Source organism: Collinsella aerofaciens (genome assembly GCF_028209625.1).
Lineage (GTDB): Bacteria > Actinomycetota > Coriobacteriia > Coriobacteriales > Coriobacteriaceae > Collinsella > Collinsella aerofaciens_AM.
In genome coordinates, this window is sequence record NZ_JAQLDU010000003.1 from 104,212 (window position 1) to 128,680 (window position 24,469).

The 24,469-nt window shown below is 58.7% G+C and carries 17 protein-coding genes and 1 tRNA gene; 17 read left to right on the forward strand and 1 reads right to left on the reverse strand.

The window, feature by feature from the left end; translation table 11 throughout:
* Positions 1-239 precede the first annotated feature (239 nt).
* Together PMW70_RS02490 and PMW70_RS02495 are read left to right on the forward strand one after the other, a co-directional pair.
* The gene (locus PMW70_RS02490) at positions 240-2,681 is read left to right on the forward strand and encodes a tetratricopeptide repeat protein (protein WP_271743787.1); all 2,442 of its coding nucleotides are present in this window, start codon (positions 240-242) and stop codon (positions 2,679-2,681) included.
* A 94-nt stretch (positions 2,682-2,775) separates the two neighbouring features.
* Positions 2,776-2,866, forward strand: a tRNA-Ser gene (locus tag PMW70_RS02495).
* Between the two features lie 130 nt (positions 2,867-2,996).
* Here the strand turns inward: PMW70_RS02495 and PMW70_RS02500 are convergent.
* A complete protein-coding gene (locus PMW70_RS02500) occupies positions 2,997-4,337 on the reverse strand; it encodes a D-alanyl-D-alanine carboxypeptidase family protein (protein ID WP_271743788.1) in 1,341 nt (446 codons plus the stop codon).
* 197 nt (positions 4,338-4,534) lie between these two features.
* On the opposite strand from PMW70_RS02500, the gene PMW70_RS02505 reads away from it, so the two are divergent.
* The 15 genes from PMW70_RS02505 to PMW70_RS02575 all read left to right on the forward strand — a co-directional run bounded on the left by PMW70_RS02505 (position 4,535) and on the right by PMW70_RS02575 (position 24,418).
* Positions 4,535-5,230 (forward strand): response regulator transcription factor, encoded by a 696-nt coding sequence (locus tag PMW70_RS02505; protein ID WP_117628978.1) that lies wholly within the window; start codon positions 4,535-4,537, stop codon positions 5,228-5,230.
* Between the two features lie 24 nt (positions 5,231-5,254).
* Positions 5,255-6,493, forward strand: a complete 1,239-nt coding sequence (locus tag PMW70_RS02510; RefSeq protein ID WP_271743789.1) for a sensor histidine kinase — start codon at positions 5,255-5,257, stop codon at positions 6,491-6,493.
* Between the two features lie 103 nt (positions 6,494-6,596).
* The gene (pstB, locus tag PMW70_RS02515; RefSeq protein WP_271743790.1) at positions 6,597-7,472 is read left to right on the forward strand and encodes a phosphate ABC transporter ATP-binding protein PstB; all 876 of its coding nucleotides are present in this window, start codon (positions 6,597-6,599) and stop codon (positions 7,470-7,472) included.
* Positions 7,473-7,536: 64 nt separating this feature from the next.
* Positions 7,537-8,265 (forward strand): response regulator transcription factor, encoded by a 729-nt coding sequence (locus tag PMW70_RS02520; protein WP_089572665.1) that lies wholly within the window; start codon positions 7,537-7,539, stop codon positions 8,263-8,265.
* Between the two features lie 3 nt (positions 8,266-8,268).
* Positions 8,269-9,693: a sensor histidine kinase gene (locus PMW70_RS02525; RefSeq protein ID WP_271743791.1), complete on the forward strand. Its 1,425-nt coding sequence runs from the start codon at positions 8,269-8,271 to the stop codon at positions 9,691-9,693.
* 195 nt (positions 9,694-9,888) lie between these two features.
* The gene (locus tag PMW70_RS02530; RefSeq protein WP_055250503.1) at positions 9,889-10,545 is read left to right on the forward strand and encodes a YveK family protein; all 657 of its coding nucleotides are present in this window, start codon (positions 9,889-9,891) and stop codon (positions 10,543-10,545) included.
* A gap of 2 nt (positions 10,546-10,547) precedes the next feature.
* Positions 10,548-11,285 (forward strand): CpsD/CapB family tyrosine-protein kinase, encoded by a 738-nt coding sequence (locus tag PMW70_RS02535; RefSeq protein WP_271743792.1) that lies wholly within the window; start codon positions 10,548-10,550, stop codon positions 11,283-11,285.
* Between the two features lie 17 nt (positions 11,286-11,302).
* Positions 11,303-11,953 carry a tyrosine-protein phosphatase gene (locus PMW70_RS02540; protein ID WP_055250497.1) on the forward strand — a complete coding sequence of 217 codons (651 nt, stop codon included), beginning with the start codon at positions 11,303-11,305 and terminating at the stop codon, positions 11,951-11,953.
* A gap of 39 nt (positions 11,954-11,992) precedes the next feature.
* The gene (locus PMW70_RS02545) at positions 11,993-12,493 is read left to right on the forward strand and encodes a GNAT family N-acetyltransferase (protein ID WP_055250496.1); all 501 of its coding nucleotides are present in this window, start codon (positions 11,993-11,995) and stop codon (positions 12,491-12,493) included.
* A gap of 202 nt (positions 12,494-12,695) precedes the next feature.
* On the forward strand, positions 12,696-14,720 hold the full coding sequence (htpG, locus tag PMW70_RS02550) for a molecular chaperone HtpG (protein WP_271743793.1): 2,025 nt from the start codon (positions 12,696-12,698) through the stop codon (positions 14,718-14,720).
* A gap of 510 nt (positions 14,721-15,230) precedes the next feature.
* The gene (locus PMW70_RS02555; protein WP_271743794.1) at positions 15,231-18,005 is read left to right on the forward strand and encodes a YhgE/Pip domain-containing protein; all 2,775 of its coding nucleotides are present in this window, start codon (positions 15,231-15,233) and stop codon (positions 18,003-18,005) included.
* Entirely contained in the window at positions 18,006-20,195 is a 2,190-nt protein-coding gene (locus PMW70_RS02560; protein ID WP_271743795.1) for a YhgE/Pip domain-containing protein, read from the forward strand. It begins immediately after the preceding gene.
* 339 nt (positions 20,196-20,534) lie between these two features.
* Positions 20,535-21,518 (forward strand): DMT family transporter, encoded by a 984-nt coding sequence (locus PMW70_RS02565; RefSeq protein ID WP_117765433.1) that lies wholly within the window; start codon positions 20,535-20,537, stop codon positions 21,516-21,518.
* 116 nt (positions 21,519-21,634) lie between these two features.
* Entirely contained in the window at positions 21,635-22,930 is a 1,296-nt protein-coding gene (locus PMW70_RS02570; RefSeq protein WP_271743796.1) for a M20 family metallopeptidase, read from the forward strand.
* A gap of 39 nt (positions 22,931-22,969) precedes the next feature.
* The gene (locus PMW70_RS02575) at positions 22,970-24,418 is read left to right on the forward strand and encodes an MFS transporter (protein WP_271743797.1); all 1,449 of its coding nucleotides are present in this window, start codon (positions 22,970-22,972) and stop codon (positions 24,416-24,418) included.
* The last annotated feature ends 51 nt before the right edge of the window (positions 24,419-24,469 follow it).

Below are 24,469 nucleotides of genomic sequence, written 5' to 3' on the forward strand. Positions count from 1 at the left end.
GGGCGAGCGCGCCGGCAGGCGGGCGAAGCCGGTGCGGATCCGCGCAGCGGATGCGCGGAATCCTATACGCCGCACCATTTGAGATTAAAGCTCCCGGCAACGGGGGCTTTTCTTTTACGCCAGCTTGAGTGCTTTTGTCCAAAGGGACGATTTACTGTCGACTCGTGTAAGATTCCGAGTAGATGTCGCGACTTATTCGCGACCACTCCTTCTCAAGCGACCGATCAGGGTGATATTTCGTGGCAGAACGTCCGACATACAAGCTCAGGTTTCTCGATCCCAAGAAGCGCTTTCCGGCGATGCCCGAGCAGCCAGCGGGACGCTCGTATGGCGTGGTCTGGAAACTCTTTGGCGAGGATCAGCATGAATCTTGTTATGTCGTCGAATTCGTTGGCAAAAGTCATGTGTCGCTTTTGGGCTACGTAAGCGTTTCGGGTGAGGTGTACAAGGTGGACCGCCCCGTTAGCGAGGCTCCGCTGCCCAACGATCCCGATATGGAACTCGTCCTTGACGAGTCGGACTCCGGTATTGGTGAGATTGTGGTTCGGGGAGCCAACGGCACAATGCGCGCGTGCGCGCGAACCGTCGGCTCTCCCGAAGGCCCCATGCGCGAACAGTCCGAACACGAGACATGGAATTCGGCCCGCTCCCTTCCTTACGGCGAGTTCATGGCATCGATGTTCCTGCGCTACGTGATATTCGCTGACTCCGAAAATGCCATTGCGAGCACGGCGGACGCCGGCGGACTCGACGAGGGTATGCAAAATGTTATCGACAAGATCAAGCTCGTAAAGTTGCCCGAGCCGGTCGAGGTGTTTTTGGGCTTTAACACGGCACCGCTCCCTGATGCTATCGAGACGCTGCTTTACCGCGTTGACCATGCCGAGAATCCGAGCGGTATCGAGCGCTATGCCGCCGCCCTTATGAGTGAAATTGACTTGCCCCGCTTGCGCACCATCGCCGCTAAGTCCGAGATGAGCCTGGCTCGCATCGATCGCTCAAAGCTTTTCTATCTCAATTTTGATCGCAGCCTGCTGGACCAGGACGAGATTGACATGCTGCTTGCCATCGAGTGCCGTCTTAACCGTCTCTCCGGCATCCTTGAGCACATCGGGGCCGGATTGGTCCCTGCGGCATCCTCGCCGAGCCTTGAGGGCTGCGCGCTCTTTGATGCGTGGCATATCGCCAAGACGACCAACGATGTTCCCCGACTGCTCGATACGGCCTCGAGCGATAACCCGTGGGGCAAACCGGGTACGGTGGCTTGCCAGCCGGGCGGTGAGTGGGATGTGCGTACCCGCTTCGCGCGTATTGTCGAGGCACTTAACGTGGTCACGCGGCTCGACTATACCTATCGGGCAAACGTTGCCGAGGGGATCATGCTCGTTCGGTTTGGGCAGTCTGTCGCGGACGCCATGCCGCAACGTGAATACGACGCTCAAGATGACGCCTGGCGCGAGCTGGACGAGGACACGCGCACGATCTGGTCCGCGGAGCACGATGCGCGTGTGGCAATCACGCTTGCGGCAGCGTGTTTTGCCGCGGGCACCTGCATCACGCGCTGCTATGTGCAGATTGCTGCTCCCGACGGTGAGCAGGGCGAGCGCGTTGTCGCAACGTATTTCTTTGGGCGCGCGGCCTATCTGGCCGATTGCGTGCCTGTCGCCAAGGATCTTGAGAGCATGGACATGGACGATATGCCGTGCAAGCGTGTACTTGAGGCGTATGAGTCAACCGCTCCGGAGACGATTGAGCCTGCGGAGGTTCATGCTCGTCCGCGTGATGACCATCGCATGCTGCCGCCGGCGTTGCGCGATCTGCTGCTTGCCGATACGGCTGACGAGCTGGAGGTCATGGAAGAGGACGACGACCCATACGTGGCCCGTGTTGTTGAATTGCGCGAGCAGGCAAAAGTCGACCGTACAGGCGCTTTTGAAGGCTTTTCCCGTCTTGTCGAGGAGTTGGAGGCTAAGTGCGCCGTCGCCGAGCTTTTGGCGACAGGTCTGGTTCAAACGCAGTTTTGCGATAACCAGCTGGTGCGCATGGTGCTACCGGTGTTGGAAGAAGACCGCTCTGTGCGAATCCTTCGTGCGCCCGATGCGCTGTACTTTGCCCAGCACGAGATCTGCAGTTTTTACGCCGAGCAAGAGGACTTTGAACGAGCACTGCCCGAGGTGCGCCATCTTTACGATCTGGCGCGCTCGTCCATGCAGTCGCACTTTGCGCTCATCAACGTGCTTGCGCGTCTGGAGCGCTTTGACGAGATTATCGAGGTGGCGCGCCACGGCCTACGTATTGCCAGCGATCGTTCTGCAATCGGCTACCTGTTCTATCGCTTGGCGTTTGCCTATTGGAATTGCGATCAGCTCGACCTGGCGCTGGCTTGTTACCGTCTGGTGCCGCGCGGCGAGGAGTCGGGCAGCAGCGCGCTGGAAGAAATGCAGGGCCTTATGAACGAGATGGGTGTCAGCGAGCCTCCGACGTTCGAGGAAGCGGTCGAGACCATCCGCAGGGCTGGACTCGAATTGCCGCCCGTGCCCGCGGTGGCCAACCAGCTTGCGGATGCCGCCGTGCAGCTGGTCGATAACGGTTTCTTTTTCCTGGCGCGCGGTTGCATCTTCCAAATGTGGCGCACCATGGGCAACGACGAGCTCGGCTCCCTCAACCGCTCGCTGGGGTAGGGGCGAAAACTGCAAGGAGGAAAGGCCGCTGGGCAATTAGAAAATTCCCTCTTGCCCAACTTCGACTGTTTGGTTACTATAGAACGGCTGTTACGGAGAGCTGACCGAGAGGCCGAAGGTGCTCGCCTGCTAAGCGAGTATGCCCCAAAAGGGCATCTGGGGTTCGAATCCCCAGCTCTCCGCCAGTACGAATTTGAAGAAGGGTCCCATTTGGGGCCCTTTTTATTATCAAGAATGGCGGCTGGGGATTCGAACCTCAAAAAAGGAGGCATCCTTTCGGACGCCTCCTTTCAGCGGACTTATTATTCTTGCGCCCTACACCTCGGGCGCCTTGGCGACGGTCTCGCTTTCTGCCGTGAGCGGGCGGTTGTCGATGCGACGGCCCAAGCGATCGAGCTTCACGAGCAGCCATTCAATGGGATTCGGCCCTGCGCCTTCCTCGTCGGCAACCAGGTCCATGACGGCGATCTTGGTGCCGTCCTGCTTGAGCGTAACGCTGCCCACCTTGTCGCCCACATGCACCGTGCCCGAAAGATCGTCGTAGCTAACCTTTTCGGTCACCTCGCCGGCAAGGGAAAACACGGTCGCTTGCGCCGTGGGATCGGCGAGTGTGGCGTCGATCGTCTTATCCGTCCAGTCGGTTTGACCAATGCGCGCCATAAGCGGGTTGCCGTTGGCGGTCTTTTCCTGTGTGTTGGCGATTGCGACCGTCACCTTGTGACCGTAGTACCAATTGGCAAGGGTTGCGGTATCGGTAAAGCGCTGGTCGGTGGTGGTGGAGTTCAAAACGACGGTGTAGATCTCGTCGCCGTCGCGGTTGTAGGCGCTCGTAAAGCAATAGCCCGCGTCGTCGGTGGTACCGGTCTTGCCACCGATGTTGCCATCTTGGCCCAGCAAATAGTTATGCGTGTCCATGGAATGCGAATGGTCGGTGCCGTCGGCGCCCGTGACTTCGATCCAGGAATCCTCGCTCGCTACGACCTCGCGGATCGTATCGTTTTTCATGGCCTCCTGCATCATCAGCGCTACGTCGTGTGCGGTTGAGTGCATATCGCCAGCCCACTCATCAAAGTCCAGACCATGCGGGTTTTCAAAAAGCGTACCGGTGCAGCCGAGCTTCTTAGCGCGTTCGTTCATGGCCTTCACAAAGGTGGCCTCGGCGTCTTTAGTCTTAGGGTCGATCTTCTTGCCCACATATTCGGCGAGCACGATGGCGGCGTCGTTGCCCGAGGGAATCATCAGGCCGCGCAGCGCCTGCTCCACGGTAAGCTCGTCGCCTTCGAGCAAGCCGGCGGTCGAATTACCCACGGTGGCTGCGGCGTTGCTCACCGTGACCTTCTCGTCCATCTTGCAATTCTCGACGGTTAGGATTGCGGTCATGACCTTGGTGATCGAGGCGATTTTGACCTGCTCATCGGCGCCGCGCCCATAGTAGACGGTGCCGTCTTTGCCCATGACGAGGGCATTGGTCGCATCGATATCGGGCAGGTTTTCGGCCGTGATGCCGCGCGCATCGGCGGTTTTGCCGCAAACATTGTCGGTCGTGAGCACTTGGGCGCCGGCGACGGTGGGCACGCCAGCGGCAAGGGCGATAGCGCAGACAAAGCCGGCGGCAAGCTGGGCTGAGCGCTTTGCAAAAGAGATGAGGGACTTCACAGATTTCGCTTTCGACGGGATGGTCTCTTCTGGAACTAGAGTATATCGTTTGCCGGTGTCGGCGATCATCGCGTGCGTGCGTGGCCCACATCCGCGCCCGAACGGGCACAAGGGTGCTTAAGGCCGACTTAATCACCCACGCTTGTTGTGTGTGGCATGCGCCCCCTCGGGCATAATGGAGCGCGAGAGGAGCACGCATGAACGAGCGCATTTTGGTAGTTGATGACGAAAAGGCCATCGCCGACTTGGTTGGTATCTACCTTACAAAAGAAGGCTTTGACGTACAGGTCGCCTATAGCGGGGCCGATGCTGCCAAGGCAATCTTGGAGCAGGAGTTCGATCTGGCGCTGCTGGATGTCATGCTGCCCGATATCGATGGCTTTGAGCTGCTACGTACGATCCGTTCCAGCCATACCTATCCCGTGATCATGCTGACGGCGCGCGATGCCCAGCAAGACAAGATCGAGGGCCTTTCGCTTGGCGCGGACGATTATGTGGTCAAGCCGTTCCGTCCGCTTGAGCTCATCGCACGCGTGCACGCTCAGCTTCGTCGCTACACCAGCTACGGTAGCCGCGCGCAGGCGGCCGAGTCGCCGACCATCCAGCTCGACGGCCTTGAGATCAACCGCGATGCTCGTTCCGTGACAGTGGACGGTTCACCGGTTCGCCTCACGCCCATCGAGTATTCCATCTTGCTGTATCTGGTCGAGCATCGCGGCAGCGTGGTGGCCGTGGAGGATCTGTTCCGCGCGGTGTGGAACGAGGATTTTATGCCCGGCTCCAACAATACGGTGATGGTGCACATTCGCCACCTGCGCGAAAAGATCGGCGACGACGCTCAAAAGCCGCGCTTTATCAAAAACGTCTGGGGCGTCGGCTACATCATCGAATAACGCCTCGACGGCGGGGGAGTGGATATGACAAAAGACGACAGAAGGGTATTCGAGGTGCCCGATCGACTCTTTGAATACATGAGGGCGGTCGTTGACAACCGTGCGTTAGCGACGGTGCTGCTCTTTTTGCTGAGCCTGCTGCTTATCGGCATCGACAATATCGTCGGCATTCTGGCAGTTCTGCTCATTGGCTTTTTGCTGATTGATCGATTCGAAATCGTTCGTCGCTGTGTGGTAATCGGCGGTGCCGCATGGACCATTACGCTGGCGATCGGGGCCATGGCGCTTGGCGGTATTGTCGAGCCCGTGTTCTTTGACGCCGGCTTTGTGTTCAACATGCTTGGCTTTGTGCTGGCGCTTGCCGTGTGCGTCCTGTTCTTTTGCGGCCGCGCCCTGTACTACCAGGGCTATGAGCAGGGCGAGCAGCATGCCGATTGTGTGCTGGCCGCTCGTATTCAAGATCGCCTGATCGATCACCCCGACACCTGGGACAACATCGACGGCGACTTCCTGGAGGTCGAGGGCGCACTCAACCGTGTGCGCGATCGCGAGCGCAAGGTGCAACAGGCCTTGCGTGACGAGTCTCATCGCAAGGACGATCTGGTCACGTACTTGGCACATGACCTACGCACCCCGCTTGCCAGTGTGGTGGGCTATCTTTCGCTGCTTCAAGAGGCTCCTGAGCTGCCGGTTGAGCAGCGCGCACGCTTTACGGGCGTGGCGCTCGACAAGGCCCATCGGCTCGACGCGCTTATCGAGGAGTTCTTCGACATCACGCGCTTCGATTTCCACGATATCGTGCTCACCCGCAGCTACGTCGATTTGGGGCTATTGCTGGCGCAGGTGGCAGACGAGTTCTATCCCATTCTCAACGAGCAGCGCAAAGAAGCCCGGGTTGATATCTGCGAGGACCTGACGGTGCTCGTGGACGGCGACAAGATGGCGCGCGTATTCAACAACATCATGAAAAATGCCGTTGCCTATAGCTATGAAGGCTCGATGATCACGATTGAGGCTAGGCGCCTGAGCGACGGCGGCGTGCGCGTGCGATTTATCAACCAGGGCGATCCGATCCCCGAGCCAAAGCTCAAGGTGATCTTTGAGAAGTTCTATCGCCTGGATGCGGCGCGTGCGACCAATCGCGGCGGCGCTGGGCTGGGTCTTGCCATCGCCAAGGAGATTGTCGGGGCGCATGGCGGTACCATCGCGTGCGAATCGACGCCCGAGCATACCGTTTTTACCATCGAACTGCCCGCCGCGTAGCGCAGGCGTCCTTACAAACACCTGACAATGCGCTCACGTGCGTATGAGCCGCGATTTCTACTATCGATACTGCTGAATTGATATCGATGTGGAGGTATGCGGTATGACGGCTGCTGCGGCTGTGGAGCCCACGGAGCTTGAAGAACTCATGGAAGCGCAGGCCGAGGCCGCGCATGAGCGCGAGGTTGGGGATGCGACTCGCCCCACGGCAGAGGATCTTGCCGCCTCGCCGACGCGCATCGACGTCGAGGGCCTCGACCTGTTCTATGGCGACCACCATGCGCTCAAGGACGTGAATATCAAGATCCGCGACAAGCAGATCACCTCGTTCATCGGGCCTTCGGGCTGCGGCAAGTCGACGCTGCTGCGTTGTTTTAACCGCATGAACGACAGTATCAAGGACTGTCGTATCGAGGGCAAGATCGCGCTCGACGGCCAGGATATCCTGGGCGACTACGACATCTGCCGTCTGCGCCAGCGCGTGGGCATGGTGTTCCAGCGCCCCAACCCGTTTCCCATGAGCATCTACGACAACGTCGCCTACGGTCCGCGCGGTATGGGTGTGCGCGATCGCGCCGTGCTCGATGAGCTGGTCGAGGACTCCCTTCGTCGCGCTGCGCTATGGGATGAGGTCAAGGACAAGCTCAAGGAGTCGGGCCTGGGTCTTTCGGGTGGACAGCAGCAGCGCCTGTGCATCGCCCGCGCACTTGCCGTGCAGCCCGATATTCTGCTGATGGACGAGCCTACGAGCGCCCTTGACCCCGTGTCGACGCTGGTGGTGGAGCAGCTCGCCTGCGAGCTCAAGGAGACCTGCACGCTCGTGGTCGTTACGCACAATATGCAGCAGGCGGCGCGTATTTCCGACTCGGTCGCGTTTTTCTTGTTGGGTGAGTTGGTGGAGCACGCGCCCACCGCTCAGCTCTTCAAAAATCCGACCGACCCGCGCACGGCCGATTATTTGACGGGGCGTTTTGGCTGATACCATCTCGTAAAGGCACCTTTAGGGTTAAGATGCGGTCATGCCGGCCGCAAAGGGGTTCAACATGATCTATTACGTCGAGGACGATGACAACATCAGGGATTTGACGGTCTATGCGCTGCGCAAGCAGGGGATCGAGGCCGAGGGCTTTTCGTGCGATGGCGAGTTTAAAGCTGCCGTGGCGCGACGGGTGCCCGATGCTGTGCTGCTCGATATCATGCTGCCCGATACCGATGGCCTGGCGATTATGCGTCGCCTGCGTGCCGACCGCCTGACGGCGACGGTGCCCATCATGATGCTCACCGCCAAGGACACCGAGCTCGACAAGGTTATGGCGCTCGATGGCGGTGCCGACGATTACCTGACCAAGCCGTTTTCGCTCATGGAACTTGCCAGCCGTTGCCGTGCGCTGCTGCGCCGCGGCGGCATGGTCAAGCAGGCGAGCGACGTGCTCAGCGTGGGCGATATCGTGCTTTCGCCCAGCCATCGCGAGGTGACCGTTGCCGGCGAGCCGCTTAAGCTCACCCTGCGCGAGTTCGACCTGCTCGAGTACCTCATGCGCAAGCCCGGCGTGGTCTTTACCCGCGAGTCGTTGCTGCAGAGCGTGTGGGGCTGGGACTTCGACGGCGGTTCGCGCACCGTTGACGTGCACGTGCAAACGCTTCGCCAAAAACTGGGCGAGCATGCCAGCGCCATCGAGACCGTGCGCGGCGTGGGTTATCGCCTGGCCGAGCCTTCTGCCGGTGATGGTGCCGAAGGCGACGACACCGCGGCCACCGCATCGGAGGAGTAACCCGTGGTCTTCGCCCCCCAGGGAAAACATACGCTGTCGCACCGCGTTTTTGTGACGATCTTTGTCTGCGCCATGGCGGTTATCGTGGCGTTTACGGTGCTGGGTGCGTTCTTTGTGCAAAACACCTTGGCGGATGCCACGAGTGCCAATCTGGCGCAGGAAACCGAGCTCATTGCTGCCGCCCTCGACGAGCAGCAGGAGCCCATCCCGTTCTTGCGTAGCCTCGATCGCGAGGACTTACGCATCACGCTGATTAACAAGGATGGATCGGTTGCCTACGACAACGAGGCGTCGCCTTCCACACTGCCCAACCATGGCGATCGCCCCGAGGTCATCGAGGCCTTTGAGAGTGGTTCGGGTTCCGCGGAGCGCGCAAGCTCTACACTCGACGAGATTATGCTGTATCGCGCCGTCACCCTTGATAACGGCCAGGTCGTCCGCTTGGCGCAGGCCCAGCCTGGCGTTGCGGCGATTTTGCTGTCGATGCTGGGGCCGATGCTGCTTATCGCAGCAGCGGGTGCAGTACTCTCGTTTTTTATGGCGCGCCGTGAGTCCCGTGCCATCATCGCGCCGTTGCAAGAGGTGGATTTGGATCACCCACGCCGTAGCTATGAGCACGCCTATGCCGAGATGGTCCCTATGCTTGAGCGTATCGAGTCGCAGCGCCAGGAACTCAAGCGCCAAATGGCGGTGCTAGCGGACAACGACCGTATGCGCCGCGAGTTCACAGCGAATATCACCCATGAGCTCAAGACGCCGCTTACGGCGATTTCGGGCTATGCCGAGCTCATCGCAAACGGCATGGTCGAGGGCGAGGACGACCTGCGCAACTTTGGCGGTCGCATCTATCGTGAGGCGGGCCGCTTGGCAGCGCTTGTCAACGACATCCTTACGCTGTCTAACTTGGACGAGGCCGAACGTGCAACTGAAGGCGAGGCAGTGCCCATTGGGTCCACGGAGCCTATTGAGCTCTCGCGTGCGATCTACGCGGTTGAGCAGCGTCTTGAACAGGTTGCCCGTCAGGCGAATGTGACGATAAGTCATGAGACCAAGCCTGTGGTCATCGAAGGCGTGTCGCGCTTGGTCGACGAGCTCATCTATAATCTGGCAAGCAACGCCATCCGCTACAATCGGCCCGGCGGTACGGTTACGCTGCAGTGCGGCACCAACGACGAAGGCCATCCGTTCCTCGCTGTCGCCGACACGGGAATCGGTATCGCGCCTGAAGAACAGGGCAAGGTATTTGAGCGGTTCTATCGCGTGGACAAGAGTAGGTCCAAGGCACGCGGCGGAACCGGCCTGGGGCTTGCCATTGTCAAGCATGCGGCCCTGTATCATCACGCCACGCTTGATCTGTCGAGCGAGTTGGGCGTGGGAACCACCATTACGGTGACGTTTCCCATACAGCAGGACGAGCCATTCGCATAGCGATACAACACAGATATTGATGTAGACGCCGCATTTGACTTTCGGGTGCGGCGTTGTTGTGCAATTTTACGATTGCTTCCGACATTTTTACAGGAGAGCCTGTTTCTTATGTATAGAGTTTGGTCTCGGTAAAAAGATGCGATAACATACGGACAGTTTTGTCAATCCGAACTGGGGAAATGAAAGGCAAGCTGCATGACCCTTCTCGAACTGTTCCAGCTGCTGAAGAAGCACCTCAAGCTGGTCATCACCCTTCCGGTGGTCTGCGCGATCGCCATGGGCATCGTGTCCTTCGTTGCGATGGACAACACCTATACCGCGACGACGAGCATGTACATTCTCGCCAAGACCGACGATAGCGGTCAGATGAGCTACAACGATCTCTCGGCGAGCCAGATGCTTTCCAACGATATCGCCACGCTGCTGGATAGCGATAGCGTTAAGAGCGGCGCCGCCAAAGAACTGGGCCTCACCGATTTGGATGACTACAAGGTGTCTGTTTCCTCCGAGACCACCACGCGTGTCATTACGCTTTCGGTTACCGGCACCGATGCCAAGGAGACGGCTGAGGTCGCAAAGGCCATTGCCAGCTCGGTGAGTACGGTCGCTCAGAACGTCGGCGCTGCCCAGAGCATCAACGTTATCGACGAGGCTAAGACCCCCGAAGCCCCCAGCGGCCCCAAGCGCACGCTGTATATTGCCGTCGCGTTCCTCGCCGGTATCTTTATCGCAGTTGCCTATGTCGTTTTGGCAGACATGCTCAATACCCGCATCCGCGGTGCCGAAGAGGCAGAAGAGCTCCTGGGTATTCCCGTTGTTGGCCGAATTCCGGCTATGAAAGGTGGTAAATAGGCATGGCTAAGGCAAAGAACACCGATAAGCTCGTTGTGCAGAATGCCGCCAAGACCCTTCTGGCCAACATCCGCTTTGCGAGCGTGGACGACCCCATTCGCACCATCACCGTTACCTCCTCGATTCCCAACGAGGGCAAGTCTACGGTTTCCATTAATCTTGCTCAGGCAATCGCCACGAGCGGCAAGAGTGTCCTGCTGGTCGAGGCTGATATGCGTCGCAGGTCCCTTGCCGATATGCTCGGCGTCCGCTCCCGCGGCGGACTCTATGCAGTCCTGTCCGAGCAGATCTCCATTGACCAGGCAATTGTCGAGACGGGTCAGAAGAACTTCTACTTCCTCGATGCCGAGCCGCACATTCCCAATCCTGCCGACATCATCGTCTCCCATCGCTTTGCCAAGCTGGTAAAGGCACTGTCCGCCAAGTTCCAGTACGTCATCTTCGATGCTCCTCCGGTCGGCACCTTCATCGATGCTGCCGAGATTGCCAGCTTGACTGACGGCGCGCTGTTCGTGGTGCGCGAGGACTTTACCAAGCGCGAAGAGGCGCTCAACGCTATCGCCCAGCTTAAGAAGTCCGAGAAGGTCAAGCTCATCGGTACCGTCATGAATTACTGTGAGACCGAGACCAGCGTGTACTACTATTCTTACTACACCAAGGACGGTAAGAAGGTTAAGAAGGGCTCCGACGATCAGGGCACTTCCAAAAAGGGCATCTTCACCAACCGAGCAAACGTTTAGTTGATTAAGGCTGACCTATGCGTGACATTCATTGCCATATCTTGCCGGGTGTAGACGACGGCGCCGCCGATCTCGAAGAGAGCTTGGCGATGCTCGAGGCTGCCAAGCGGGCCGGTGTAACCAGAATCGTTTGCACTCCTCACTGCCGTGATCCCTATTTTGATTACGACAAGATGTGGGATGCCTTTGAGCTGCTGCGCGATAACGCTGACGGTTTTCCGCTCCAGATGGGCTTCGAGGTCAACCATCGAAAGCTCGTTGAGCTTGGTATCGATGCCGCGGATCACTTGCATTTCGATGGGACCAACGAGTTTCTGCTCGAGCTTTCGACGCATGCCGATGCGTATGCGTTTAGAGAGTACGAGAACACGATTTACGATTTGCAGTGCCGTGGCTACCAGGTGATCATCGCTCATCCTGAGCGCTATCGTGCGGTTCAAAAGGATGTAAGTGTGGCGGAGCGCCTGGTCGATATGGGCTGCAAGCTGCAGGCTTCGGCGGACTTTATTGCCGGCGGTCGATTTGGTCGCGAGAAAAAGCCGGCACAGCGCCTGTTCGATCAGAACCTGTACAGCTTCATCGCGAGCGATGCCCATAACGTGGGTCATTACGACTGCCTGGCGAAGGCTCGCGCGAAGTTTAGCGTGCGCGGAGCTCATTTTCGCTAAAATCTGTCCCTAACGTCCGCATTGAATGAAAGGGCAGCCATGGATATCCAACTTAAGACGGGATGCTTTGATGACGCGGCGTTGGTGCGCCGCGTCGTTTTTATGGACGAGCAGGGCTACGAGAATGAGTTTGACGCTATCGACGAGGATCCGAACTGCATCCATGTGACGCTCTATGTAGACGGTGAGCTTGCCGGTTGCTCGCGCGTGTTTCCCGAAGAGCTTGAGCGCGCAGCTGACGCAGAGGCTCCGGTGTCGCCGGCGTGCGACTTGGACGAAGGCGTCGCGGCGGGGGAGACCTACATTATGGGGCGCGTGGCCGTGCTGCCGAGCATGCGCCGTCGCGGTTTGGCGAGCAAGATTGTCGAGGCCAGTGATACGTGCGCGCGTGATGCCGGCGCCAAGCTCATTAAGCTGCACGCGCAGGAATACGTGCTGCCGCTCTATGCCAAGGCGGGTTACACGCAGATTGCCCCGGTGGACTACGAAGACGAGGGCCAGCCCCATGTTTGGATGGCCAAGCGCGTAGATGGCAGATAGGGACGTTCCTTTCCTGCCGGCAGTCGGGGACACTCCTTGGCAATTGGCGCATCAGAGCGTTTGGACATACAGTTTTTCGATTCCGTATGTATATATGCGCGCTAATGGGTTATAAAATCTAAGTCTGAACATAGCAGGTCTGCAATGCGGCTCGGGCAACCGGGCCGTTTTTGCGGACGGGGGTAGCGCGAAAGGACTGCACATGCGTCAATTTAAGACCGAGAGCAAAAAACTGCTCGACCTCATGATCAACTCCATCTACACCAATAAGGAAATCTTCCTGCGCGAGCTTATCTCCAACGCGAGCGATGCCGTCGACAAGCTCAACTTTAAGAGCCTGCAGGACCCGAGCGTCAAGCTCGACCAGGGCGACCTGGCTATTCGTGTTTCCTTTGATAAAGATGCCCGTACCATCACCATTTCGGATAACGGTATCGGCATGACCGCCGAGGAGCTCGAGCGCAATCTGGGCACCATCGCCCATTCCGGCTCCGAGGAGTTTAAGACTGAGAACGCCGAGCAGCAGGGTTCCGATGTCGACATCATCGGTCAGTTTGGCGTGGGTTTCTACTCCGCCTTTATGGTCGCCAGCCACGTGAAGGTCGTCAGCCGCGCTTATGGCGAGGATACCGCCCACGTTTGGGAGTCCGACGGTCTTGAGGGCTACACCATCGAGGATGGCGAGCGTGCTGAGCACGGTACCGATGTCATCCTGACGCTGCGCGAGAACGAGAAGCTCGACGCCGACGGCGAGGCCGAGACCTACGATCGCTTCCTGACCGAGTGGGGCCTCAAGAGCCTGATTCAGCAGTACAGCAACTATGTGCGCTACCCGATTCAGATGATGGTGAGCAAGAGCCGCCAGAAACCCAAGCCCGAGGACGCCGGCGACGACTACAAGCCCGAGTACGAGGACTACCAGGAGCTCGAGACCATCAACTCCATGACGCCGATTTGGAAAAAGCGCAGCTCCGACGTTGAGCAGAAGGATTACAACGAGTTCTACAAGTCCACGTTCCACGACTTTGACGATCCCGCGCGCACTATCAGCTTCCATGCCGAGGGTACGCTTGAGTACGATGCGCTGCTGTTTGTGCCGGGTCGCGCCCCGTTCGATCTGTACAGCAAGGACTACGAGAAGGGCCTGGCGCTCTACAGTTCCAACGTGCTGATTATGGAGAAGTGCGACGACCTGCTGCCCGACTACTACAACTTTGTGCGCGGTGTCGTGGACTCTGCCGACGTGACGCTCAATATTTCGCGTGAGACGCTGCAACAGAACCGTCAGCTCAAGGCCATTGCCAAGCGTGTCGAGAAGAAGATCACTGCCGATCTTGAGGACATGCGCGATAACGACCGCGAGGCATACGAGAAGTTCTTTGAGAACTTTGGTCGCGGTCTGAAGTACGGCATCTACTCGAGCTACGGCATGAAGGCCGACGAGCTCGCCGACCTGTTGCTGTTCTGGTCTGCCAAGGAGCAGAAGATGATCACCCTTGCCGAGTATGCCAAGGGCATGCCCGAGGGCCAGAAGGCAATCTACTATGCCGCCGGCGATTCGCGCGAGCGTCTGGCCAAGATGCCCGTCGTGAAGGGCGTGCTCGACCGCGGCTACGATGTATTGCTGCTGACGCAGGACGTGGATGAGTTCACCTTCCAGGCCATGCGTGAGTACGTGGCTGCCGATATGCCCAAGGTCTACGAGGATGACGCTGCTCGCGAGGCTGCCGAGAAGGCAGTTGCCGATGGTGCCGAGCCCGAGGTCGAGGATCGTCACCTGGAGCTTAAGAACGTCGCGACCGGCGATCTTGACATGGCGACCGATGACGAGAAGAAGGAGGCCGAGGACGCCACCAAGGAGAACGAGGATCTCTTTAACGCCATGAAGGAGGCGCTCGGCGACAAGGTCGAGAAGGTCGCCGTCTCTGCGCGTCTGACTGACGCTCCCGCCTGCATCACCACCGAGGGTCCGCTTTCGCTCGAGATGGAGAAGGTGCTCCAGAAGGGGCCCGAGGGCGCGCCCGACGGCATGCCCAAGAGCCAGCGCGTGCTCGAGCTCAACGCCAAGCACCCGGTCTTTGACAAGCTTGTCGCTGCCCAGAAGGCAGGCGACGCCGATAAGATCAAGCAGTACTCCGGCTTGCTCTACGATCAGGCCCTGCTGGTCGAGGGCATCCTCCCCGAGGACCCCGTTGCCTTCGCAACAGCTGTCTGCGAGCTTATGTAATTGGGTAGTTACGCGGTTCTGCGAACCGCGTAACTACTCGACGCTGCCCTTCGTTCCGCCGTTCTAACGAACGGCGGACCAGCCGACGCTGCGCGGGCACCAGAGCGACAACTTGTCATTCAAAGAGGACGGCATGACCAGAAGGTCTATGCCGTCCTCTTTTCATGCCAATTTGTTCGCTCTGGTGACCGCTCGCTGGCATTACCAAAACATCGACGGTCCAATAATGATCCCTTGGGGACGGAGAAAAAGTGGTCGTTGGGGGACGTTCTTGTTTGACTGGTAGTTTAAGAACGCCCCCGATGACTATTCGGATTGCTAATTTGTGCGGGTTGTGGTTTTGTGACCTGCTGAAATTTGAGATACTGTACAACTGTACGTTAACTAATCTTCGTAGTATATTGCTACCCGCAAAACTCAATACCATTGTGCTTCGAGACGCTAAAGCGCCTACGTACAATGGTTTTTGATAGTACGATTTGATTCAACGACAGGATGGATGGTCCAAGCGTGAGTCTCGGCAGCAAACTATCCAACGCAAAGGTCTCCTTTGCGATATTTAAGCGCGACATTAAGCGACTGCTTATGAACCCCGTCGCCCTGGTGGTTACCTTGGGCGTGTGCGTCATTCCCTCGCTGTATGCCTGGTACAACATCGTTGCCAACTGGGATCCGTACGGAAATACCCAGGGCATTAAAATCGCCATCGCCAACAACGATCAGGGCACCCAGAATGACTTGGTGGGCGAGCTCAATGCAGGCGATAAGGTGGTCGACCAGCTCAAGGAAAACGATCAGCTGGGCTGGACCTTCGTCGACTCGGCTGCCGATGCCAAAGAGGGCGTCGAGAGCGGGGAATACTACGCGGCGATCGTAATCCCCAAGAACTTCTCCGACAATCTTGTTTCGATGCTCGATGGCAATTACCATCAGCCGAAGCTCACCTATTACGTCAATGAGAAGAAGAGCGCCATTGCGCCCAAGGTCACCGATACCGGTGCCAACACCATCGAGGAGCAGATCAACTCGGAGTTTGTCTCCACGGTGGGCGAGACTGTTGCCAGTATCGCCAAGGATGCCGGTGTCGATTTAAAGGACAAGGCAACCCAGACTCAGGACTCGCTGACAAGTTCGGTGTCCGAGGCATCCGACACCTTGGGTGAGGTGCGCGATTCGATTGGCGATATGAATGCCGCCATCGATAAGACGAGTGGCGCTATCGCCTCGGCTGATGCGGCGCTTGCCGGCTTGCAAGGTCAGGCACCGTCGCTGACGCAGGCAATCTCCCAGGGCAACGACCTGCTGGGCGAGGCTCGCGCCACGGCGGGCAACTCTATCACCTCGCTCTCCAAGGCACTCTCGGAAGGTAGCCTTGCACTCACCAAGACGTCAGCCTCCGCGAACGCTGCGATTGGCAAGCTAACGGGTACGGTCACATCTACGACCACCCGCATCGACAACTCGCTCGAGTCTCTCCAGGCGACGATCGATCACAATAAGGCCGTTATCGGGCACTTGGAGATTCTCGTTAATGACACGTCGACAGGTTCCGAGGAAATTGACGCGCGCATTGTATCGACCATCGATTCGCTTCGCGAGCAAAACCAGAAGCTGCAGAGCATCAAGGATGGCCTTTCTGCACAGTCGAGCGCCATGGCAAACGACGCTACGGCAATCTCGAACGCGAGCAACGCACTCAACGCGGCAATTCAGACCGGTACGGCTAACCTCGGTCAGGCTCAGACCGATCTGGGTCAGAACGCACTTCCGAAGGCTTCGAGCGCGCTTGACTCCTTTGCCGCCGTTTCGGGCGATTTGACCGGCATTGTGTCGGGTATGACCCCCACGATAGCGAGCGCGCGCGGCACGCTGGCGCAGCTCGACGCCACGCTCAAGCAGGCAAAGACCACGCTGTCCCAAACCGACGCCTCCCTTGCCAAGGTTCAGGACAAGCTCGCGACCGCCGCCAATGACATTGCGGCGCTGCAGACCTCTGAGTCTATGGGCGAGTTAGCCGACCTCATGGACGTCGACGTCAATGACGTGGCAGATTTCATGGCATCTCCGGTTGAGCTGACGTCCAAGTCAATCTATCCGGTCAAGAGCTTTGGCTCGGGCATCGCGCCCTTCTACACCAATCTGGCGCTGTGGGTAGGCGGCTATGTGCTCATCGCTATCTATAAACTCGAGGTCGACCGCGAGGGCATCGGTAGCTTTACGGCGCGTCAGGGCTACTTTGGCCGCTGGCTGCTGCTGGTGATCCTGGGTGCGTTGCAGGCCATCATCGTTACGGTGGGAGATCTGGTCATTGGCGTTCAGTGCGTCAATCCGCTGCTCTTTGTACTGGGCGGCATCGCTATTTCGTTCACCTACGTCAACATCATCTATGCGCTGTCCACCACGTTTAAGCATATCGGTAAAGCCATTGGCGTCATCCTCGTCATTGTGCAGATCCCCGGCTCGTCGGGCATGTATCCCATCGAGATGATGCCCGGCTTCTTCCAATGGCTGCATCCGCTGCTGCCCTTCACCTATGGCATCAACCTGCTGCGCGAGACCGTCGGTGGCATGTATTCGTTCAACTACCTGTTCAACCTGTGCATCCTGGGCGTGTTCCTTGCCATCGCACTCTTTATTGGCTTGCAGCTGCGTCCGCTGCTGCTCAACCTCAACCTGCTCTTTGACAAGCAGCTTTCCACGACGGGCCTCATGATCTGCGAGTCCAACGACCTGCCGCGCCAGCGCTATTCGCTGCGCACGGCCATGCGCGTCATGCTCGATTCGGATTCGTACCGTCGCGAGCTGCTCGATCATGCCGTGGCGTTTGAGCATCGCTACCCGTACTACATCAAGGGCGGTTTTGCCGCCGTGGTAGGCGTGCAGGTTCTGCTCTTTGTGCTTTCGACGGTGCTCGATATCGACAATAACGGCAAGATCATCCTGCTCGTTATCTGGATCATTTCGGTTATCGCCATCTGCGGCTGGCTCATCAACATCGAATACATCCGTGCGAGCCTCAATACCCAGATGCGTATCTCGGCGCTTTCGGACGAGGACCTTCGCCGCGAGATGCGCGAGCACACGGCTGCCATCCCTGCCGCCCGTCGCATGTTTGGTCTCAACGCCAGCGAGCGTGGCGCCAAGGGAGGCGAACAGCCTACGAGCCGTCTGTCGCATATCGGTGCGCATCGTAAGGCTCAAGATGCCGACGGCGCTGACAACGTAAACGGAAACGACGGGGACACCACCTCGCTTGGCAAGCACTCTAAAGGAGGTGAGGCATAAATGAAAAACATCCTGCACCTGTTTAAGCGCGATGTCCAAAACGTGTCTCGCTCCGTGATCGGCATGGTCGTCGTGATGGGCCTGATCATCGTGCCATGTCTCTATGCATGGTTTAACATCGCCGGAAGCTGGGATCCCTACGGCAATACCGGCAACCTTAAGATTGCAGTGGTCAACACCGATGAGGGTTACGAGAGCGATCTGATTCCCGTCGAGGTCAACGTGGGCGAAAACGTAACCGCCACCCTGCGCGGCAACGAGAACTTCGACTGGGTCGTCCTCAACGACCGTGATAAGGCGATTGAGGGCGTTAAGTCGGGCGCGTACTACGCTGCCGTCGTTATCCCTAAAACGTTTAGCGCCGACATGATGACGCTTTTCTCGACCGAGGTGAAGCACGCCGATATCGAGTTCTATGAGAATCAGAAGGCCAACGCCATCGCACAGATCGTGACTGAAAAGGGTTCGAGCGCCGTCCAGAGTCAGGTCAACGAGACCTTTACCAAGACCATCACGACCATCGGCCTTAAGACCGTGTCCAGCCTGCTCGACTATATGAGTACCGACCAGGTGAGCAGCTTTATCGCCAATCTGTCCTCGACGCTGGGCGATTCGGTCGAGGACCTGCAGGACGTTCAGGCGAGTGCGACGTCGCTCGCGGGCATTTTGAGCTCCACGTCCGATTCACTGACATCGGCGGGCGGCATGCTCAAGCAGACGGGCACCGTTGATGAGTCGACGAAGCAGCTGATGGAGCACGCCAAGAGTGGCATCAATGATTCCAAGGAAGCGCTCAAGGCCGCCAACGATGCCGTTGACGCGGCGATTGACGGAAGCGCGGGCTCGTTCGACAACGTGTCCGCCGAGCTTGCGAAGGCATTCGATGCCGCGAATCAGCATGTTGACCTTACGGTGTCTCAGCTCAACGAAGCCGCAGCGGCGCTCAATACGCGTGCTGACGATATCGATGCGATGACCGATCAGCTCCGTAACCTTGCCGACCAGGTAAGTGATGACAAGCTCAAAGACGGTCTCGAGTCCGCTGCGACGTCGCTGGGCAGAATTGCCGTGGAGTGCCGCAACAATGCGAAGGACCTGACGGCGACCGCAAAGTCCCTTTCGGACGGCATGGCGGAGGTCAACAACTCGCGTGCCGAGGTCGACCAGGCCATCGCCGATGCCAAGGCGGGTATCTCGGGAGCCAAGTCCGACTACGATTCCACGTTCTCGGTTAAGGCCAAGGAGCTCAAGAAGACCATTTCGGGCGTTCTGGATTCCCTGAACGGTATCTCGGGTGACTTGGATAGCGCCGTGAGCGGTCTGACCGACGCCTCTGGCTCGCTCGCAAAGGGCCTCTCCAAGGCTGCGACGCTGGTCAACAAGGCTTCCGATCAGCTGGGTGAGGCATCGGACAAGATCAGCGCCCTTAAGGACGAGCTCGATGGCGCCCTGATGTCGGACGACCTTGCCACGATCAAGACGATGATCGGCAACGATCCCGAGGGTTTGGCCGTGTCGCTTTCCGGCCCCGTCGCGCTCGACCGCAAGCCGGTCTATCCGATCCGCAATTACGGTTCGGCCATGGCGCCGTTCTATACGATCCTGTCGCTGTGGGTCGGCTCGATCGTGCTGGCGGCCATGATGAAGGTATCGGTTGACGATGAGCTCATCAACGAGCTGATCCCCGTGCGCCTGCACGAGATCTACCTGGGCCGCTACCTGTTCTTTGGAGGTCTGGCCCTGCTGCAGGCGACACTCGTGTGCGCGGGCGACATCCTGTTCTTTGGCATCCAATGCGACAACCCGCTGCAGTTTGTGCTGGCGGGCTGGGTCGCGAGTCTCGTGTTCTCCAATATCGTCTACACGCTCACGGTTTCGTTTGGCGATATCGGCAAGGCGCTCGCTGTCGTGCTGTTGGTCATGCAGGTCGGCGGTTCAGGCGGTACGTTCCCCATCGAGATGACCGGCCCCGTGTTCCAGGCGATCTACCCGTTCCTGCCGTTTACCCACGGCATCAACGCCATGCACGCCGCCATGGCTGGCGCCTACCATATGGAGTACTGGGTTGAGCTGGGTATCTTGGCGAGCTATCTGATTCCGTCGCTGGCCCTGGGCGTCATCTTCCGCCGTCCGGTCATCAAAGCCAACGACTGGATCATCGAAAAGCTGGAATCAACAAAGCTTATCTAGTACAGCAACGTTAACGCCGATGCAGCGCTAATGCCAGCGAGCGAGCCGCATTTGCGCCAAGGTGACGTGAAATGAAAGGGCGCTGACCTTCTGGTCGCGCCCTTGAAATTGAACGTTAGATTGGCGTGAATGCGGCTCGCGCAGCGTCGGCCGGTCCGCCGTTCGGTAGAACGGCGGAACAAAATGCTTTAGTGGGCTGGATTGCGATGCAACACCGGTTGTTGCTACAGTAGCGGGGCGTGCCGGGGGTCCGGCGCGTCCCGTTTTTATTTGACCATGAGGCGGCACGCAGCCATACGCGTGCGGACACCACGCCCAGATTGAGTGCGAGGATGTTCCATGGCCCAATACGCTGCCAACGAAATCGAAAACATGCCCGATAGCCCTGTAGCCCGTGAGGATTTGGGCGCGGGTGGTATTCCCCGGGGTGCCGGCGCACGCTCGCCGTTGTTCTGGAAAGTTCTACTGCTTTCGGTGGCGATTATCTGGGGCTACTCCTTTACCACTATGAAGGACGCACTCGACACCATTCCGGTGTTCGAGCTGGTCTATGTTCGCTTTCTCCCGGCATCACTGGTTATGTTTGCAATTTTCCATAAGCGCATCATCGCTCATTTCAATGCCCGCAACCTGATCGTCGGGCTTGGCATGGGCGCGCTCATGTGGGGTGCCTACGGTTTGCAGACGATCGGCCTGGCACAGACCACGGCGGGCAAGAGCGCTTTTTTGACCGGCACGTATTGCATCCTTGTGCCGTTTGCAAGCTATGTCCTGAGCGGTGAAAAGCTTACCCGGTATAACCTGGGTGCAGCGTTGTTGTGCCTGGCGGGTATTGGCCTGGTAGCGCTCGATAGCGTCGAGTTCAATGCCGGCGATGTTATTACCTTGGGCGGCGCGATCTTCTTCGCCATCCAGATGGCGGTGACTGCCAAGTACGGTCGCAAGATGGACATCAACGTCATCACGTTTTGGATGTTTGTGGGCAATGGCGTTTTGAGTTTAATCACGTCGCTGCTATTCGAGACTCAGGCGCCCCTCTCTGCATGGACGCCGGAGTTTATCGGTGTGGCTGTTTTCCTCTCGGTGGGCTGCACATGCGCGGCGCTGCTCGTCCAAAACGTCGGTTTGGCGCATGTCCCCGCCTCGACGGGCTCACTGCTTCTTTCGATGGAGTCGCCTTCGGGCGTGTTGTTTTCGGTGCTGCTGATGGGGGAGGCGCTCACCTCGCGCCTGCTCGCCGGCTTCGTGCTTATCTTCCTGTCGATTATCTTGAGCGAGACTCACTTCGATTTTTTGCGCAAAAAGCCGCGCCCGCAATTGTAAACAACTTGTTGCGCCGCCCTCTCGGGGCGGCATTTTTTATGCGTCGCCCTTAAAGTTGTACCTTGCACTTTACGCTATCAAAGTGCTTGCTGCAAAAACGTTACTGGAGGGCATTTATGGCACCAGCTCTGTCCGATCTTCAACCGCAATCAGCGCCCAAGGCCACCGCAGCGGCGCAGGCCGCTATCGGTGACGGTCTCGTTGCAGAAGCTCAGGCTTTTGCAGACGAGCTCGCTGTGTGGCGACACGATTTACACCAGATGCCCGAGCTGGGTAATAGCCTCCCGCAGACCTCTGCGTATATTCAAGCGCGCCTGACCGAGATGGAAATCCCATTTGCCACGCTCGTCGATGGTTCCTGTGTCGTGGGCCTTGTCGGCGCCGGTGCCGCCGCGGCCCAGGGCAATGGCGTCTGCACGGACGAACAGGCCGGTACGGTCATCATGCTCCGTGGCGACATGGATGCCCTGCCCGTTGCCGAAGAGTCAGGCGAGCCTTTCGCCTCTACGAACGGCTGCATGCACGCATGTGGACACGATATGCACGCGACGGCGTTGCTTGGAGCGGCGCGCCTGCTCAAGGCCCGCGAGTCTGCGCTTGTCGACGCCAACGCCACGGTTAAGTTGCTGTTCCAGCCGGGCGAGGAAACCTTTGAGGGTGCCCGCGCCGCCATCGCCGACGGTCTGCTGCAGAACCCGCGTCCCCAGGCCGCCTTTGCCATGCATGTCAATAGCCAGTCGCCGCTTGGCCTGGTGCTCTACGGCAGCCCGGCGCTCTCGGGCGTGTACGGTTTTCGCATCACGCTTCAGGGCAAGGGCGGCCATGGCTCGAGCCCCGAGATCTGCATCGACCCCATCACGGCCGGCGTCCATGTGCATCTGGCGCTTCAGGAGCTTATCTCTCGCGAGGTGCCGGCGGCCAAGGAGGTCGCGCTTACCGTTGGCAAGTTCGCCGGCGGTCAGGCCGCAAATGTCATCCCCGACACTTGTGTGCTCGAGGGAACGCTGCGTGGCTTCGACGTCGAGCTCATGGAGCGCCTCAAGACCCGCATCGCGGAGGTCGTCAAAGGCGTTGCCACGACCTATCGTACGCCGGCGACTATCGAGACACTCTCGGATGTTCCCCCGCTCGTACTCGACGACGGCATGACGCAGGCGTCGCTTGGCTACGTGGGCGCGGTGCTGCCCAAGTCCGCCTTCCTGCCGCTGTTCCACGCCATGGCGAGCGAGGACTTCGCGTTGATCTCGAGCGAGATCCCGAGCGCGTACTTTACCGTGGGCGCTGCTGTGACTGATACGGACGAGCATTTTGCTCAGCATCATCCCAAGGCACGTTTTAGCGATGCCGAGCTTCCCCTTGGCGCCGCGGCTTATGCCGCCGTCGCTTTGGGCTACATCGCCGACCACCGGTAGCACCCAATCTTGCTACTCGTTTGCTTAAAAAGGAACAGTATGTCTCAGCAACGTAAGTTCTTCCCCGGCTGGCTCGTGGTGGCCTCCGGCTTTGTGATCATGGCCACGTGCTACACCATTTTCGTCAACTGCATGAGCCTGTTCCAGCCGCTCATCGTCAGCGACTTGGGGATATCTCTTGCGCAGTACAACATCTCCAATGCGATCTCCACGGTGGTGAGCGTTATCGGATCGCTTGTCATTGGCCATGTTGCCGACAAGGTTAGTGGTCGTATTTTGGGTTCGCTTACCGTCATCGCCACCTCGGCGGTGCTCGTGGGCATGAGCTTTGTCGGTGAGCTGTGGCAGGTCTACGTGCTCTTTGCCGTCTCGGGCTGCTTCGCCGTCGCATCGACCCGTCTGCTTATTAGCCTGGTGACCGCTAATTGGTTTACCGCCAAGCGCGGTCTTGCCATCTCCATCGCGCTTTCGGGCTCGGGCTTTGGCGGTGCCATCCTTTCGCCGATTGTGAGTTCACTTATCGTGAGCGTGGGTTGGCGCTCCGCCTTTCTGGTGCTTGCCGCCGTCTGCATGGTGGCGGCGCTGCCCATCACGGCGTATTCCTTCCGCACCAAACCTTCCGAGATTGGCCTGAAGCCGCTCGGCGAGAACCCGGGCGATCCGTCCGTCTCGACGGCTGGCGACAAGGACGGGCGCACGGCGCCCGAGGTTAACGTTGGCTGGTCTCGCATCAAGAAGAGCCCGGCGTTTTGGCTGCTCGTCGTCGCCTTTCTCTTTATGGGCCTCGTTAACGGCGCCATTTTGCCCAACCAGGTCACCAACATGACGAGCGTTACCGTCAACGGTGCCAAGATCGTCACGGGTGGCCACGACCCCATGTGGGCCGGTACGGTTCTTTCGGCCTACATGGTCACCGTCGTTATCGCCAAGATTTCGCTCGGCGCCATTTACGACCGTTTTGGCCTGCGCTTTGGCAATGTGCTGGGTTCTGTCGCGTGCATCATCGCCTGCGCCGCCCTGTGCTTTCCCGCAACCGACCTTGGCCCCATTGTGGCTGCCATTAGCTTTGGAATCGGAACGTGCATGGGCACCATCACGCCTACCATTGCCGCGTCCAAGCAGTTTGGCATGGCCGACCTGGGCAAGGTAACGGGCACCATCACCTCGCTCGAGATGGTTGGCGGCACGGTGGGCGCCATCGTCTCGGGATACTGTTCGATGCCACGGGCTCCTTTACGAGCACATGGATCGTGTGCCTGGCGTGCTCGGTGGCAATGCTGGTGTTCCTGCTGGCGTCTGAGCCCATCGCGGCTAAGCTGCGCGCGAGCGTGGCGGGGGAGTAGGGACGACGTCGCTCGTAGCTCTTTGCCCCGTTTTGTCCGTGGCTGCCTTGGAAGCCGAATGGATGCTCGTACCGTCATTCGGTTTCCCATGCAGCCACGGGCTCAAGAGATGACCCGAAGTCTTTCCGTCCAACGGATTTTGTGATCCGAAGAGGCGGAAGGATTGCAGATTGCACACCGCGGCGGTGCATCTGGC

Coding starts and splice junctions, on each gene's coding strand:
- PMW70_RS02520 (WP_089572665.1), top strand. CDS start 7,537: ATGATCTATTACGTCGAGGACGATGACAACATCAGGGATTTGACGGTC.
- PMW70_RS02510 (WP_271743789.1), top strand. CDS start 5,255: ATGACAAAAGACGACAGAAGGGTATTCGAGGTGCCCGATCGACTCTTT.
- PMW70_RS02535 (WP_271743792.1), top strand. CDS start 10,548: ATGGCTAAGGCAAAGAACACCGATAAGCTCGTTGTGCAGAATGCCGCC.
- pstB (WP_271743790.1), top strand. CDS start 6,597: ATGACGGCTGCTGCGGCTGTGGAGCCCACGGAGCTTGAAGAACTCATG.
- PMW70_RS02545 (WP_055250496.1), top strand. CDS start 11,993: ATGGATATCCAACTTAAGACGGGATGCTTTGATGACGCGGCGTTGGTG.
- PMW70_RS02565 (WP_117765433.1), top strand. CDS start 20,535: ATGGCCCAATACGCTGCCAACGAAATCGAAAACATGCCCGATAGCCCT.
- PMW70_RS02540 (WP_055250497.1), top strand. CDS start 11,303: ATGCGTGACATTCATTGCCATATCTTGCCGGGTGTAGACGACGGCGCC.
- htpG (WP_271743793.1), top strand. CDS start 12,696: ATGCGTCAATTTAAGACCGAGAGCAAAAAACTGCTCGACCTCATGATC.
- PMW70_RS02560 (WP_271743795.1), top strand. CDS start 18,006: ATGAAAAACATCCTGCACCTGTTTAAGCGCGATGTCCAAAACGTGTCT.
- PMW70_RS02530 (WP_055250503.1), top strand. CDS start 9,889: ATGACCCTTCTCGAACTGTTCCAGCTGCTGAAGAAGCACCTCAAGCTG.
- PMW70_RS02570 (WP_271743796.1), top strand. CDS start 21,635: ATGGCACCAGCTCTGTCCGATCTTCAACCGCAATCAGCGCCCAAGGCC.
- PMW70_RS02575 (WP_271743797.1), top strand. CDS start 22,970: ATGTCTCAGCAACGTAAGTTCTTCCCCGGCTGGCTCGTGGTGGCCTCC.
- PMW70_RS02505 (WP_117628978.1), top strand. CDS start 4,535: ATGAACGAGCGCATTTTGGTAGTTGATGACGAAAAGGCCATCGCCGAC.